Below are 13666 nucleotides of genomic sequence, written 5' to 3'. Positions count from 1 at the left end.
TTAGCAGTGAAAACAGTTAGTCGTTGATACGCGGATGCTGCTGCACCAGACGCGACCGTTTTGCCTGCAGATCGGCGATCTCCTGATCGATATCTTCGATTTTTTGTTCGATGTTATCGTAGTGCTCGCCAAGGATTTCTTTCGCTTCCTGAATATCCGACGCCGCCGGGGTCGCCCCTTTCAGCGGACGGTTAGCCGTCTCTTTCATCGACAGGCCCGTCGCCATACCCACCACCGCGATCACCATCAGGTAGTATGCCGGCATCATCAGGTTCTGGGTGGTCTCCACCAGCCACGCCGCCAGGGTTGGCGTCAGACCGGCAATCAGCACCGAGATGTTAAAGGCGCTGGCCAGAGCGCTGAAGCGGATGTGGGTCGGGAACATCGCCGGCAGCGATGAGGCCATCACGCCGATAAAGCAGTTCAGCACCACCGCCAGCAGCAGCAGACCGGCGAAGATCAGGCTCGTCACGTTGCTGTTGATCATAATGAAGGCCGGGATCGACAGGGCAAACAGCGCCACGCTACCAATCAGGATAAACGGACGGCGGCCGAAGCGGTCGCTGAGCATGCCGATAACCGGCTGCACAAACAGCATCCCGACCATGATGGCGATGATGATCAGCACCCCATGGTCTTCCGAGTAGTGCAGGTTATGCGACAGGTAGCTCGGCATGTAGGTCAGCAGCATGTAATAGGTCACGTTAGTGGAAATCACCAGACCGATACAGGTCAGCAGGCTGCGCCAGTGCTTAGTGGCAATCTCTTTAAAGGAGACCTTCGGCCCGTCCTGCAGACCTTCACGGTCGCCCTGCTCCATGGTGTCCACATGCTGCTGGAACGCCGGGGTTTCTTCCAGCGCATGGCGCAGATAGAGCCCGATGATGCCTAACGGCAGCGCCAGGAAGAACGGGATACGCCAACCCCACTCAAGGAAGTTCTGTTCCCCCACTACGCTGGAGATCAGGACCACCACGCCAGCCCCCATCACAAACCCGGCGATGGAGCCAAAGTCCAGCCAGCTGCCCATAAACCCGCGTTTACGGTCAGGGGAGTATTCCGCGACGAAGATCGATGCCCCGGTATATTCACCACCGACCGAGAAGCCCTGCGCCATTTTACACAGCAGCAGCAGGATCGGCGCCCAGATACCTATCGTGGCATACGAAGGAATAAGGCCGATACAGAAAGTACTTATCGACATGATCACGATAGTTATCGCGAGAATTTTCTGCCGACCATATTTATCGCCCAGCATCCCGAAGAACAGGCCGCCTAACGGACGAATTAAAAATGGAACGGAAAAGGTGCCGAGTGCGGCAATCATCTGCACGCTTGGGTTGGCATCGGGGAAGAAGACTTTACCTAAGGCGTAGGCCACAAAGCCGTAGACGCCGAAATCGAACCACTCCATCGCGTTGCCCAGGGAGGCCGCGGTGATCGCCTTTTTCAGTTTACCATCGTCGATGATGGTCACATCCTTAAGGGTGATGGGCTTTATTTTTTTCCTTTTAAGCATATTTTTCCTCTGCTACTCCGCCTTGAGTGCACGCCTCTTCGCCGAATGGCAAAGCCATTCGCATCGTGCGTCAGGAGCGGTGAATTGCTGTGCTCCTCATTTCAAGCGTAGCAGGTTTGCCTGCACTGTCTGCTGACAGAATGTACAACCGAACCTGTTGACGCCTGCTCTGGCTACTGGTGAATAAATAGAGCGGCTCATCGTGATAATTGATGAAATTGACCTGCTCCCCTTTTTTACCCTAACAGTGTTTATATCTGCGATCAACTTCACATAAATTTACCGCCTAATTACAGAGTGTCGAAAAATAAATAAGTTCATTTCCTGCCGATCGCCCGGAAATTATTTCGTCGATTTTGCTCCACCTCGGGCGGTTAATTTCAGCGTTTATTCGCTTCTTCCCGGAATAACACCACGGCTATTTTTTATCAAAAAAACACCCGACAAAAGTGGGTGATTGCGCTATAATCACACCCACTTTCGGCTCTCAGCCGCTGTTTAAAGGACCAACGTCCTGTTTTTCGACGACATCACGAGGAACGTCATGCAACTGCCACACTGCCCAAAATGCGATTCGACTTACACTTATGAAGACAACGGCATGTACATCTGCCCGGAATGCGCCCATGAGTGGAACCCTGCCGAAGCCACGGAAGAAACCGACGTTCTGATCGTTAAAGATGCCAACGGCAATTTACTGGCCGATGGCGACAGCGTCACGGTAGTGAAGGATCTGAAGGTTAAAGGCAGCTCTTCGATGCTGAAAATCGGCACCAAAGTGAAGAATATCCGCCTGGTCGAAGGCGATCACAATATTGACTGCAAAATTGACGGTTTTGGCCCGATGAAGCTGAAATCTGAATTCGTCAAAAAGAACTGATTTATTTCCGGGCAGGCGACGCGATTATTTTCCCCTATCGCCGTCGCCGCTCCCGATATCCTGACGGTCCCTCGCCTCCCTGCGTATCCGGTTATTTATCCGGCCAGCCGCCGCTATTTATGCAGCCCCCTGCAGCGGTATTCCCACCCCATTTTCGCGCTGCCGTCTGGCTCAATCCCGCTGCGGGCGACTACGCTTTACGGGTTACGGTCACTGAGGTATTCACCATGTCCTTAAGTCCCTACCTTGCCTTTGCGGGCAACTGCGCCGAGGCGATCGCTTTCTATCAGCAGACGCTGGGCGCGGAGCTGATGTTTAAAATGACCTTTGGCGAAATGCCGCCTTCGGCGCAGGAAGCCTCTGACGGCTGCCCGTCTGGCCAGAAGATGGCGAATGACGCCATCGCCCACGCCAGCCTGCGCATCGGCAACGGCGAGCTGATGCTAAGCGACAGCGCCTTCGGGCCCGATGTACACTACGCCGGCTTCACCCTCGTCCTCGATCCCAGGGATGTCGCTGAAGGTCAGCGCTGGTTCGAAGCGCTGGCGGTCGGCGGACGCATTGAGATGGCCTGGCAGGAAACCTTCTGGGCCCACGGCTTCGGCAAAGTCGTGGATCGCTTTGGCGTTCCCTGGATGATCAACGTGGTCAAACAAGGCTGACCCCGCCAGGGCGGCCTGGCCGCCCTGTCATCCGTCTGGCATTAACTCTTCATCCTTTAGTCATCATCACTTAACCGAACTGCAACATAAACCGGTCAGGATCGGCTCACAACGCGAGGAAGCTCCTCGCCTATGCTGTGTGAGGCTTGATGACCATGCACCTGTCCAGACATCCGACCAGTTATCCCACGCGCTATCAGGAAATCGCCGCCCGGCTTGAGCAGGAGTTGCGCCACCACTATCGCTGCGGTGACTATCTGCCCGCCGAGCAGCAGCTGGCGACGCGCTTCGACGTTAACCGCCACACCCTGCGCCGGGCGATCGACCAGCTGGTTGAGCGCGGCTGGGTACAACGCCGTCAGGGCGTGGGCGTGCTGGTGCTGATGCGGCCGATCGATTACCCGCTCAACGCCCAGGCGCGTTTCAGCCAAAACCTGCTGGAACAAGGCAGCGATCCCACCAGCGAAAAACTGCTGTCGGTACTGCGCCCCGCCAGCGCGCACGTTGCCGAAGCCTTTGGTATTAGCGAGGGCGAGAACGTCATTCATCTGCGCACCCTGCGCCGGGTCAATGGCGTCGCCCTGTGCCTGATTGACCACTACTTCGCCGACCTGCGCTTCTGGCCGGTGTTACAGACCTTCAGCCACGGCTCGCTGCACGACCTGCTGCGCGATCGGCTTGACGTCGAACTGACCCGGGTGCGCACCAAAATCAGCGCCCGTCGCGCACAGGCGAAAGAGAGCAAACTGCTGGAGATCCCCAATATGGCGCCGCTGCTCTGCGTCCGCACCCTCAACAGCCGCCAGGGCGAGCAGGCCGCCACCGAATACTCCGTCAGCCTCACCCGCGCCGACATGATTGAATTCACCATGGAGCACTGAATGCACTTCGATACCGCCACCCGCCAGCGCTGGATGTCCGTGCTGGCCCACAGTGAACCGCAAGATCTTCTGGCGCGCATGCACTCCCTGCAGCTGGCGCCGGAGTATGAACTGATCCGCACTCCCGAGACTGGCCTGGTGCAGCTTCAGGCCCGGATGGGCGGTATCGGCGACCGTTTCTTCGCCGGCGACGCCACGCTCACCCGCGCCGCGGTACGTCTGGCCGACGGAACGCTCGGCTACAGCTGGATCTTAGGCCGCGACCGCCCGCACGCCGAACGCTGCGCGGCCATCGACGCCCTGCTGCAGTCACCCCGCCATTTTCACAATTTAATGGAAACCCTGATAACCCCGCTGGAAGCGCTACGCAGCGCGCGCATTGAAGCCCGACGCGCCGAAGTCAACGCCAGCCGGGTCGACTTCTTTACCCTGGTTCGCGGAGATAACGCATGACCTTACAACCCGCTTTTTCCCTGGCTGTGCAGGATGCCCAACACAGTTTTCGTCGCCTGCTGAAAGCGATGAGCGAGCCGGGGGTGATTGTCTCCCTGCAGCAGTTACAGCACGGCTGGCAGCCGCTGAACGTCGCTTCCACCAGCCTGCTATTGACCCTTGCCGATCACGAAACGCCGGTCTGGCTCGCCAGCGCTCTGCATAACGATCTGGTGGGACAGAATCTGCGCTTTCATACCGGCGCGCCGCTGGTGGACCAGCCGCAGCAGGCGGTCTTTGCCGTCGCCAATGACGGCATCAGCGCCGAGCAGCTCAACGTCCTCTCCGCTGGCACCGTCACCGCCCCGGAGACCGGCGTCACGCTGATCGTTCAGCTCGCCAGCCTTAGCGGCGGACGCATGCTGCGCCTGACCGGGGCGGGCATTGCCGAAGAGCGAATGATCGCCCCTCAGCTGCCGGACTGCATCATTGACGAACTGACGGAGCGCCCACACCCGTTCCCGCTGGGCATTGATCTGATCCTCACCTGCGGCGAGCGCCTGCTGGCGATCCCGCGCACCACTCACGTGGAGGTTTGCTAAATGTACGTTGCCGTCAAGGGCGGCGAGAAGGCGATCCGCGCCGCTCACGCCTTACAGGAACAGAAACGACGGGGCGATGGACGGCTTCCCGAACTGAGCGTTGACCAGATAGGCGAACAGCTCAATCTGGCGGTGGACCGGGTGATGACCGAGGGCGGCATCGCCGACCGCGAACTGGCGGCGCTGGCGCTCAAACAGGCCAGCGGCGATAACGTCGAAGCGATCTTCCTGCTGCGCGCCTACCGCACCACCCTGCCGCGGCTGGCGGTTAGCGAACCGATCGACACCGCCAAAATGCGTCTCGAACGCCGCATCTCGGCAGTGTACAAAGATATCCCCGGCGGCCAGCTGCTGGGCCCCACTTACGACTACACCCACCGCCTGCTCGATTTTACCCTGCTGGCAAACGGCGAAGCGCCTTCTGTGCAGCAAGCCGAGTGCGACACGCAGCCGACGCCGCACGTCTTTAGCCTGCTCACGCAGCAGGGTCTGGCGAAGGCCGAGGAAGATCGCGGCACACCGCCCGACGATATCACCCGCACCCCGCCGGTCTACCCCTGCTCACGTTCTTCGCGCCTGCAGCAGCTAATGCGCGGCGATGAAGGCTACCTGCTGGCGCTGGCCTATTCGACTCAGCGCGGCTATGGCCGCAACCATCCGTTTGCCGGCGAGATCCGCAGCGGCTACGTGCAGGTGGAGATTGTCCCGGAAGAGCTGGGCTTTAGCGTCAATATTGGCGAGCTGCTGCTCACCGAATGCGAAATGGTCAACGGCTTCGTCGCCCCGCAGGATGAGCCGCCGCACTTCACCCGCGGCTACGGTCTGACCTTCGGCATGAGCGAGCGCAAAGCGATGGCCATGGCCCTCGTCGACCGCGCCCTGCAGGCGGCGGACTATGACGAAGAGATTGCCGGTCCCGCCCAGGATGAAGAGTTTGTGCTGGCCCACGCCGATAACGTTGAAGCCGCCGGCTTCGTCTCGCATCTGAAGCTGCCGCACTATGTCGATTTCCAGGCCGAACTGGCGCTGCTGAAACGCCTGCAACGGGAGAACGAACGTGGCTAACCCACTGACTGGCTATAACTTTGCTTATCTCGACGAGCAAACCAAGCGCATGATCCGCCGGGCTATTCTCAAAGCGGTAGCCATTCCCGGCTACCAGGTGCCGTTCGGCGGTCGCGAAATGCCGATGCCCTACGGCTGGGGCACTGGCGGCATCCAGTTGACCGCCAGCGTCATCGGCGAGAACGACGTGCTGAAGGTGATTGACCAGGGCGCCGATGACACCACCAACGCGGTGTCGATTCGTCAGTTCTTTAAGCGTGTTACCGGCGTCGCCACCACCGAGCGTACCGAAGACGCCACCCTGATCCAGACCCGCCATCGCATCCCGGAGACGCCGCTGGTGGAGGATCAGATCCTGATCTACCAGGTGCCGATCCCGGAGCCGCTGCGCTTTATCGAGCCGCGTGAAACCGAAACCCGCACCATGCACGCCCTGGAAGAGTACGGCGTGATGCAGGTGAAACTGTATGAAGATATTGCCCGCTTCGGCCATATCGCCACCACCTACGCCTACCCGGTGAAGGTCAATGGCCGCTACGTGATGGATCCCTCGCCGATCCCGAAATTCGATAACCCGAAAATGCATATGATGCCGGCGCTGCAGCTGTTCGGCGCCGGGCGCGAAAAGCGGATCTACGCCGTGCCGCCCTATACCCCGGTGGAGAGTCTCGATTTCGACGACCACCCATTTACCGTCCAGGAGTGGGATGAACCCTGCGCCATCTGCGGCTCGCGCCACAGCTACCTCGACGAAGTGGTGCTGGATGACAGCGGCCAGCGGATGTTTGTCTGCTCCGATACCGACTATTGCCGCCAGCAGAGCGAGGGGCAGAAAAAATGAACCAGCCATTACTTGCTGTGAATAACCTGACCCATCTCTACGCCCCGGATAAAGGTTTTCGCGATGTCTCCTTCGAGCTGTGGCCGGGAGAAGTGCTCGGCATCGTCGGCGAGTCCGGCTCCGGTAAAACCACCCTGCTGAAGGCAATCTCCGCCCGCCTGACGCCGCAGCGGGGCGAGGTGCTGTACCAGCAGCGCTCGCTGTACGCCATGAGCGAAGCCGAACGCCGCCGCCTGCTGCGCACCGAATGGGGGGTGGTGCATCAGCACCCAATGGACGGTCTGCGTCGCCAGGTCTCCGCCGGGGGCAACATCGGCGAACGGCTGATGGCCACCGGCGCCCGCCACTACGGCAACATTCGCGCCACCGCTGAAAAGTGGCTGCAGGAGGTGGAGATCCCGCCCTCGCGCATCGACGACCTGCCCACCACCTTCTCCGGCGGCATGCAGCAGCGTCTGCAGATTGCCCGCAATCTGGTCACCCAGCCGAAGCTGGTGTTTATGGATGAACCCACCGGCGGGCTGGATGTGTCCGTGCAGGCGCGGCTGCTTGATCTGCTGCGTGGCCTGGCGGTGGAGCTGAATCTGGCGGTAGTGATTGTTACCCACGATCTCGGCGTCGCCCGCCTGCTGGCGAACCGACTGCTGGTAATGAAGCAGGGCCAGGTGGTGGAAAGTGGCTTAACCGACCGGGTGCTCGACGATCCGCACCATCCTTATACCCAGCTGCTGGTGTCGTCGGTGTTGCAGAATTAATGCTGTTTTGCCGGGTGGCGGCTGCGCCTTACCCGGCCCACAGGTGCGTTATTCGTAGGCCGGGTAAGCGAAGCGCCACCCGGCAACCCAACCTCGTGAGAGCTAACATGATCCGCGTTGAAAACGTCCATAAAACCTTTGTTCTGCACCAGCAGCACGGCGTGCGTCTGCCGGTGCTGGCCGACGCCTCGCTGACCGTTAACGCCGGGGAGTGCGTGGTGCTCCACGGTCACTCCGGCAGCGGCAAATCGACCCTGCTGCGTTCGCTGTACGCCAACTATCTGCCGGACAGCGGCCATATTCATATCCGCCACGGCGACGAATGGGTGGACCTGGTCACCGCCACGCCGCGCAAGGTGCTGGAAGTGCGCAAAACCACCATCGGCTGGGTCAGCCAGTTTCTACGGGTGATCCCGCGTATTTCGGCGCTGGAGGTGGTGATGCAGCCGCTGCTCGATCTCGGGACGCCGCGTGAAGCGAGCGCCGCCAAAGCCGCCCAGCTGCTGACCCGCCTCAACGTTCCGCAACGTCTGTGGCACCTTGCGCCGTCGACCTTTTCCGGCGGCGAACAGCAACGGGTCAATATCGCCCGCGGTTTTGCGGTCGACTATCCGATCCTGCTCCTCGATGAACCCACCGCCTCACTGGATGGCAAAAACAGTGCTGCCGTGGTCGACCTGATCCACGATGCCAAAGCGCGCGGCGCGGCCATCGTCGGGATTTTCCATGACGAAGGGGTACGCCGTCAGGTCGCCGACCGGCTGCACCCCATGGGAATAACAGCATGATTATCAATAACGTAAAACTGGTTCTCGACGATGACGTGGTCCACGGTTCGCTGGAAGTCCAGGACGGTCGCATTCTCGCCTTCGCTGAAAGCCAGAGCCGGCTGCCGCAGGCGCTGGATGGGGAAGGCGGCTGGCTGCTGCCGGGCCTTATCGAGCTGCATACCGATAACCTCGACAAGTTCTTTACCCCGCGGCCGAAGGTAGACTGGCCGGCCCACTCGGCGATGAGCAGCCACGACGCAATGATGGTCGCCAGCGGCATCACCACCGTGCTGGACGCCGTGGCGATTGGCGACGTGCGCGATGGCGGCGATCGTCTTGAGAATCTGGAGAAGATGGTCAATGCGGTGGAAGAGACGCAAAAGCGCGGTCTTAACCGCGCAGAGCACCGTCTGCACCTGCGCTGCGAGCTGCCGCATCACACCACGCTGCCGCTGTTTGAAAAGCTGATCGACCGCGAGTCGGTGAGCATGGTCTCTCTGATGGACCACTCGCCCGGCCAGCGTCAGTACGCCGATCGCAGCAAGTACCGCGATTACTATCAGGGAAAATATCATCTGACGCATGACGAAATGGACCGTTTTGAAGCCGAGCAGATGGCTCTGGCCGCCACCTGGTCGCAGCCCAATCGCCAGACCATCGCCGCCATGTGCCGCGCCCGCCGTATCGCCCTCGCCAGCCACGACGACGCCACCGAGGCGCATGTGGCTGAATCCCACCAGCTGGGTAGCGTCATCGCCGAGTTTCCCACCACCCTGGCCGCGGCGCAGGCTTCACGTCAGCACGGGATGCACGTCCTGATGGGGGCGCCGAATATCGTGCGCGGCGGTTCCCACTCCGGCAACGTCGCCGCCCACCTGCTGGCGAACCACGGTTTGCTCGACATTCTCTCTTCCGACTACTATCCCGCCAGCCTGCTGGATGCCGCATTCCGCATCGCCGACGCCGAGGATAACGCCTTCACCCTGGCGCAGGCGATCCGTCTGGTCAGCAAACATCCGGCGCAGGCGCTGGGCCTTGACGATCGCGGCGTCATCGCCGAGGGGAAACGCGCCGACCTGGTGCTGGCGCACCGTCGCGGCGAGCATGTCCACATCGACCATGTCTGGCGCCAGGGAAGGAGGGTCTTTTAATGCCGGGAAAACTGATCTGGCTGGTGGGCCCCTCCGGCTCCGGGAAAGACAGCCTGCTGGCGGCGCTGCGCCAGCGCGAGCACCCGCAGCTGCTGGTGGCGCATCGTTACATTACCCGGCCCTTTAACGCCGGTAACGAAAACCATATCGCCCTCAGCGAACATGAATTTTTTACCCGCGCCGAGCAGCATCTCTTTGCCCTCAGCTGGCACGCCAACCATACTTACTATGGCATTGGCGTGGAGATCGACCTGTGGCTGCACGCCGGCTTCGACGTGGTGGCCAATGGCTCCCGCGCCCATCTGGCGCTGGCGCGGGAACGCTACGGCGAGGTGCTGGTGCCGATCTGTCTCGCCGTCTCGCCGCCGGTGCTGCGCCAGCGGCTGGAGCAGCGCGGCCGGGAAAATGCGGTGGATATCGCCCAGCGTCTGGACCGCGCCGCGCGCTATAAGCCGGACGATTGCCTGACGCTGAATAACGACGGCAGTCTCCGACAATCGGTCGATGAATTTTTCCGCCTGCTGCGCAGCCACGCGGTGCGCGAAGCGGATCCGCTGGTATAAACCAAAGGTGACACGATGAGCCTGACCCTCCGCTTAACCGGCACCGGCGGCGCTCAGCTGGTGCCGGCCTTTGGCTGCGATTGCGCGGCCTGCCGCCGCGCCCGCCGCGAGGAAAGCCATCGCCGACGCCCCTGTAGCGGGGTGGTGACGTTCAACAGCGCAGTGACGCTGCTGGACGCCGGCAGACCGGATCTGATGGAACATCATCCCGGCGGCAGCTTTCAGCAGGTGCTGCTAACCCACTATCACCTGGATCATGTGCAGGGGCTGTTTCCGCTGCGCTGGGGCGTGGGCGCGCCGATCCCGGTCTACGGCCCGCCGGACGACGCCGGCTGCGACGATCTGCTCAAGCACCCCGGCCTGCTCGACTTCAGCCATACCGTCACGCCGTTTGTGGTGTTTGAGCTGCAGGGCCTGCGGGTAACGCCCCTGCCGCTCAACCATTCGAAGCTCACCTTCGGTTATCTGCTGGAGTCGGCCCACAGTCGGGTAGCCTGGCTCTCGGATACCGCCGGGCTGCCGGACAAGACGCTGAAGTTTTTACTCAGCAACCGCCCGCAGGCGATGATCATCGACTGCAGCCATGAGCCGCGGGCGCAGACCCCGCGTAACCATAACGATTTCAATACCGTTCGCGCCCTTAACCAGGCGATAGGCTGTCCGCGGGTGATCCTCACCCATATCAGCCATCAGTTTGACGTCTGGATGATGGATAACCCGCTACCGGAAGGTTTCGAAGCGGGTTATGACGGGATGGAAATCGTGCTGGATTAGGCGTCGGTCTGCTGCGGGGCGATCAATAGTCATCGTCCAGACGACGCTGATCGCTTTCTAACTGGCGGCGATCGCGATCGAGCTGGCGCTGGCGTTCATCCAGCTGACGGCGGCGATCGTCCAGCTGGCGTTGCCGATCGTCATGCTGACGCTGGCTGTCACGGCTCTGCTGGCGACTTCCCTGATAGCGCCCGTCATCATACCGGCCATCGTCATCGTATCTGTCGTCGTCATCAGAGCGACTGCTACCCGGGTTATAGGCGTCGTTAATGGCTTGCTGAATATTGCCGATCGCGTCATCGATAATATCGGCGCGGGCGGCCAGGCTGGTCAGCGACAGAGTGCAAAAGAGCAGTGCGATTGCGTAACGTTTCATCGGGGCCAATCTCATCAGAGTCCTGCCGCTACCTTAATCATCGGCATGCCGCCCGGGTAGCGGAGGAATCTCAAATCCTCGCGTACGCTGCACTCAGCGCCTGCGCCAGCTGAGCGCGGGTGAAGGGCTTACGCAGCCACTCCACCTCCGGCAGGGCCGGGTTCTGCGCCGGGCGCAAATCCTGACCGCTGATCAGCAGCACCGGCAGCGCCGGAAAGCGGCGGCGCGCGGTATGGATCACATCGGCGCCGCTCAGCCCGCCGGGCAGCATCAGATCGCTAATCAACAGGGCAATATCCGGCGAGGCCTCCAGCAGCTGCAGCGCCTCTTCCCCGCTGGCGGTTTCCAGCGTCAGCCAGCCCAGCTGATGCAGCTGTTCGCACAGCGTCTGGCGAACATCCTCTTCATCTTCCAGCACCAGCGCCAGCCGTTCTCCCGCCGGGATTGGTTCGTCTTCCACCGGCACCGCCGCCTTCTCTACCTCGGTCATCGCCCGCGGCAGCTGCAGCCGCACCGTCGTCCCCTGCCCCGGCGCGCTCTCCAGCGCCACCCGGCCGCCCGACTGGCGCACAAAGCCATACACCATCGACAGCCCCAGGCCGCTGCCGCTGCCGGTGGCTTTAGTGGTAAAGAAGGGTTCAAACACCCGGGCTTTCACCGCCTGCGACATGCCGCAGCCGTGATCGATCACCTCCAGAGCCACCATATCCTGCCGCTGGCCGCTGCTGCGGGTGACCCGCTGATTCCAGGTACGAATTTTAATGACGCCCGCGCGCCCGGCCATGGCGTCGCGGGCGTTCATCACCAGGTTAATCAGGGCGTTTTCCAGCTGGCCGACGTCTATCCATGCCGGCCACGCCGGCGACTGCGCCTCAATCTCCAGGCTCAAGGTCGCCGGCAGGGAGTGACGCATTAGCTCGCTGAGGTTCTCCAGCAACGGCGCCATCGCCACCGCCTGGGGATGCAGCGCCTGCTTACGCGAAAAGGCCAGCAGCCGCTGGGTCAGAAGCGCCCCGCGTTCCGCCGCCTTCAGCGCCCTGGTGAGGCGTGGCGCATCCTGCGCATTCGGCTCCACCAGCTCAAGGCTGCCGATGATCACCGCGAGCAGGTTGTTAAAATCATGCGCCAGGCCTCCGGTCAGTTGGCCGACGGCCTTCATCTTCTGGCTGTGCAACAGCGCCTCCTCCAGCTCCTGACGCTTAATCCTATCGATCTCCATCTGGGTGGTCTTCTCTTTCAGCAGCCGGGTGGTGTGCTCCAGCGACGCCGTATTGCGCGCGAAAACGTTAAAGGCGCGCGCCAGTTCGCCCAGCTCGTCGCGCCGCTGCAGGGCCGGCACCGAGACGTTCGGCTCTCCCTGAGCCAGCCGCGACATCGCCCGCGAGATAGCGGTCAGGTTAGAGCCCAGGTTACGGTAGATGTACCACCCGGCGCAGCCGGTGATCGCCAGCGCCAGCAGCGCGGAAAGCAGAATAAACATGCTGATGGAGCGCAGCTCCCGATGGCTCTGCGCCGCCCGCTGTTCGGAGGCTTCCGCCACCCGGGTCACGTACTGATTGATGTCGTCGTTAAGCAGCGCGACCAGCGCTTTGATGTGGTACATGTACCAGCTGATCGTCAGGTCGCTCTCCTCCAGCTGGGCCGACAGCGGGGCCAGCTTCGCCAGCTCCCGGGTGACGTCGGGGAGAACAAACGCCAGCGCGGGATCGGCGCTTTGAGCCGGCAGGTCGCCGCGCAGCTGGTCGAGCTGCAGAACGATCGACCGCGGCGTGACGGTATGGATCGCGGCGGCGATCAGCCGGTCCATCTCGGCTAGCCGACGAGGATCGATCGCCCGGTCCCCGCCGCGATCGTTAAGATCGGCGAGATGGCGCAGGTTGCTCTGATTCTGGTAAAGCGAACTCAGCAGCGCATTGCGCTGCAGATGACGACGCTGGCCGCGCTCCAGCATCTCCGCCACGCTCCGCTGCAGCGCGTTGCTGCGGCGAATAATACTGGCCACCAGCGCCTCCTCCTGCTGCGCCAGCGGAGCCGCTGCCAGCTGAGCCAGCGAGTGCTTCAGCGCCTGCTGCGTCGCCAGCAGCCGTTCCGCTTCGCTTTTATACTCCAGCGCGCCCACCACCTGCGACAGGCGCACCGCGGCCGTGGCGACATTCGCCGTGTCCCGCGCCAGATCCATACTGCCGCGCATATCGTTGAGGGTCTGGCGCTGCACCTGCTCCTGCAGCTGGCTGGCGTGGTGAAAGCCGAACACCGCCACGCCGCTCACCAGCAGGGTGACGACCACCATCAGCAGATTAAAGGAGAGCAGGCGGCCACGGGCGCTGGTGAAAAACGGGTGTCGGCGAGCGGTCATAGCAACTCCGGTGAAGGAACGGTCGGCATATAGGCGTGA

At 61.7% G+C, this 13666-nt stretch carries 15 protein-coding genes and 1 pseudogene; 13 read left to right on the top strand and 3 right to left on the bottom strand.

Translation table 11 applies throughout. From position 1 onward, the window contains the following. Positions 1-16: 16 nt before the first annotated feature. On the bottom strand, positions 17-1519 hold the full coding sequence (gene proP, locus ACQUTI_RS20965) for a glycine betaine/L-proline transporter ProP (RefSeq protein ID WP_023291673.1): 1503 nt from the start codon (positions 1517-1519) through the stop codon (positions 17-19). 187 nt (positions 1520-1706) lie between these two features. On the opposite strand from proP, the pseudogene ACQUTI_RS20960 reads away from it, so the two are divergent. From ACQUTI_RS20960 to phnP, 13 genes and pseudogenes are all read left to right on the top strand, one after another. After that, positions 1707-1976 (top strand): annotated as a pseudogene (locus ACQUTI_RS20960) (hypothetical protein). Positions 1977-2063: 87 nt separating this feature from the next. After that, on the top strand, positions 2064-2399 hold the full coding sequence (locus ACQUTI_RS20955) for a zinc ribbon domain-containing protein YjdM (RefSeq protein ID WP_004206382.1): 336 nt from the start codon (positions 2064-2066) through the stop codon (positions 2397-2399). Between the two features lie 227 nt (positions 2400-2626). Continuing rightward, positions 2627-3061, top strand: a complete 435-nt coding sequence (gene yjdN / locus ACQUTI_RS20950) for a VOC family metalloprotein YjdN (RefSeq protein ID WP_004206380.1) — start codon at positions 2627-2629, stop codon at positions 3059-3061. Between the two features lie 155 nt (positions 3062-3216). After that, positions 3217-3942, top strand: a complete 726-nt coding sequence (gene phnF / locus ACQUTI_RS20945) for a phosphonate metabolism transcriptional regulator PhnF (protein WP_004206378.1) — start codon at positions 3217-3219, stop codon at positions 3940-3942. Then, positions 3943-4395 (top strand): phosphonate C-P lyase system protein PhnG, encoded by a 453-nt coding sequence (gene phnG / locus ACQUTI_RS20940; protein ID WP_004206376.1) that lies wholly within the window; start codon positions 3943-3945, stop codon positions 4393-4395. Then, positions 4392-4976 carry a phosphonate C-P lyase system protein PhnH gene (phnH, locus tag ACQUTI_RS20935; protein WP_004206375.1) on the top strand — a complete coding sequence of 195 codons (585 nt, stop codon included), beginning with the start codon at positions 4392-4394 and terminating at the stop codon, positions 4974-4976. The genes phnG and phnH overlap by 4 nt, the downstream gene beginning before the upstream one ends. After that, positions 4977-6041 carry a carbon-phosphorus lyase complex subunit PhnI gene (locus tag ACQUTI_RS20930; RefSeq protein WP_017900090.1) on the top strand — a complete coding sequence of 355 codons (1065 nt, stop codon included), beginning with the start codon at positions 4977-4979 and terminating at the stop codon, positions 6039-6041. It begins immediately after the preceding gene. Continuing rightward, complete coding sequence (locus ACQUTI_RS20925) at positions 6034-6882, top strand: alpha-D-ribose 1-methylphosphonate 5-phosphate C-P-lyase PhnJ (RefSeq protein WP_002885202.1); 849 nt, start codon at positions 6034-6036, stop codon at positions 6880-6882. The genes ACQUTI_RS20930 and ACQUTI_RS20925 overlap by 8 nt, the downstream gene beginning before the upstream one ends. Next, positions 6879-7637, top strand: a complete 759-nt coding sequence (gene phnK, locus ACQUTI_RS20920) for a phosphonate C-P lyase system protein PhnK (protein WP_004206373.1) — start codon at positions 6879-6881, stop codon at positions 7635-7637. The genes ACQUTI_RS20925 and phnK overlap by 4 nt, the downstream gene beginning before the upstream one ends. A gap of 107 nt (positions 7638-7744) precedes the next feature. Then, the gene (gene phnL, locus ACQUTI_RS20915; protein WP_004206372.1) at positions 7745-8425 is read left to right on the top strand and encodes a phosphonate C-P lyase system protein PhnL; all 681 of its coding nucleotides are present in this window, start codon (positions 7745-7747) and stop codon (positions 8423-8425) included. Next, complete coding sequence (phnM, locus tag ACQUTI_RS20910) at positions 8422-9558, top strand: alpha-D-ribose 1-methylphosphonate 5-triphosphate diphosphatase (RefSeq protein ID WP_004206370.1); 1137 nt, start codon at positions 8422-8424, stop codon at positions 9556-9558. Before phnL ends, phnM begins: the two co-directional genes overlap by 4 nt. Then, entirely contained in the window at positions 9558-10121 is a 564-nt protein-coding gene (gene phnN / locus ACQUTI_RS20905; protein WP_004206368.1) for a ribose 1,5-bisphosphokinase, read from the top strand. The genes phnM and phnN overlap by 1 nt, the downstream gene beginning before the upstream one ends. Positions 10122-10136: 15 nt before the next feature. Further along, the gene (gene phnP, locus ACQUTI_RS20900) at positions 10137-10895 is read left to right on the top strand and encodes a phosphonate metabolism protein PhnP (RefSeq protein ID WP_048294028.1); all 759 of its coding nucleotides are present in this window, start codon (positions 10137-10139) and stop codon (positions 10893-10895) included. A 22-nt stretch (positions 10896-10917) separates the two neighbouring features. Here phnP and yjdP read toward each other — a convergent pair whose 3' ends face one another. Together yjdP and ACQUTI_RS20890 are read right to left on the bottom strand one after the other, a co-directional pair. Then, a complete protein-coding gene (gene yjdP / locus ACQUTI_RS20895; RefSeq protein WP_004206366.1) occupies positions 10918-11271 on the bottom strand; it encodes a DDRRRQL repeat protein YjdP in 354 nt (117 codons plus the stop codon). Positions 11272-11341: 70 nt separating this feature from the next. Beyond that, positions 11342-13627: an ATP-binding protein gene (locus tag ACQUTI_RS20890; protein WP_032456861.1), complete on the bottom strand. Its 2286-nt coding sequence runs from the start codon at positions 13625-13627 to the stop codon at positions 11342-11344. Positions 13628-13666 lie beyond the last annotated feature (39 nt).

Origin of the sequence: Klebsiella sp. 7-CIP_Kleb. (assembly GCF_050378655.1) — a bacterium.
Classification (GTDB): Bacteria; Pseudomonadota; Gammaproteobacteria; order Enterobacterales; family Enterobacteriaceae; genus Klebsiella; species Klebsiella quasipneumoniae.
Note: the sequence above shows the minus strand (reverse complement) of the source record. Positions and strands in the feature narration are given on the sequence as shown.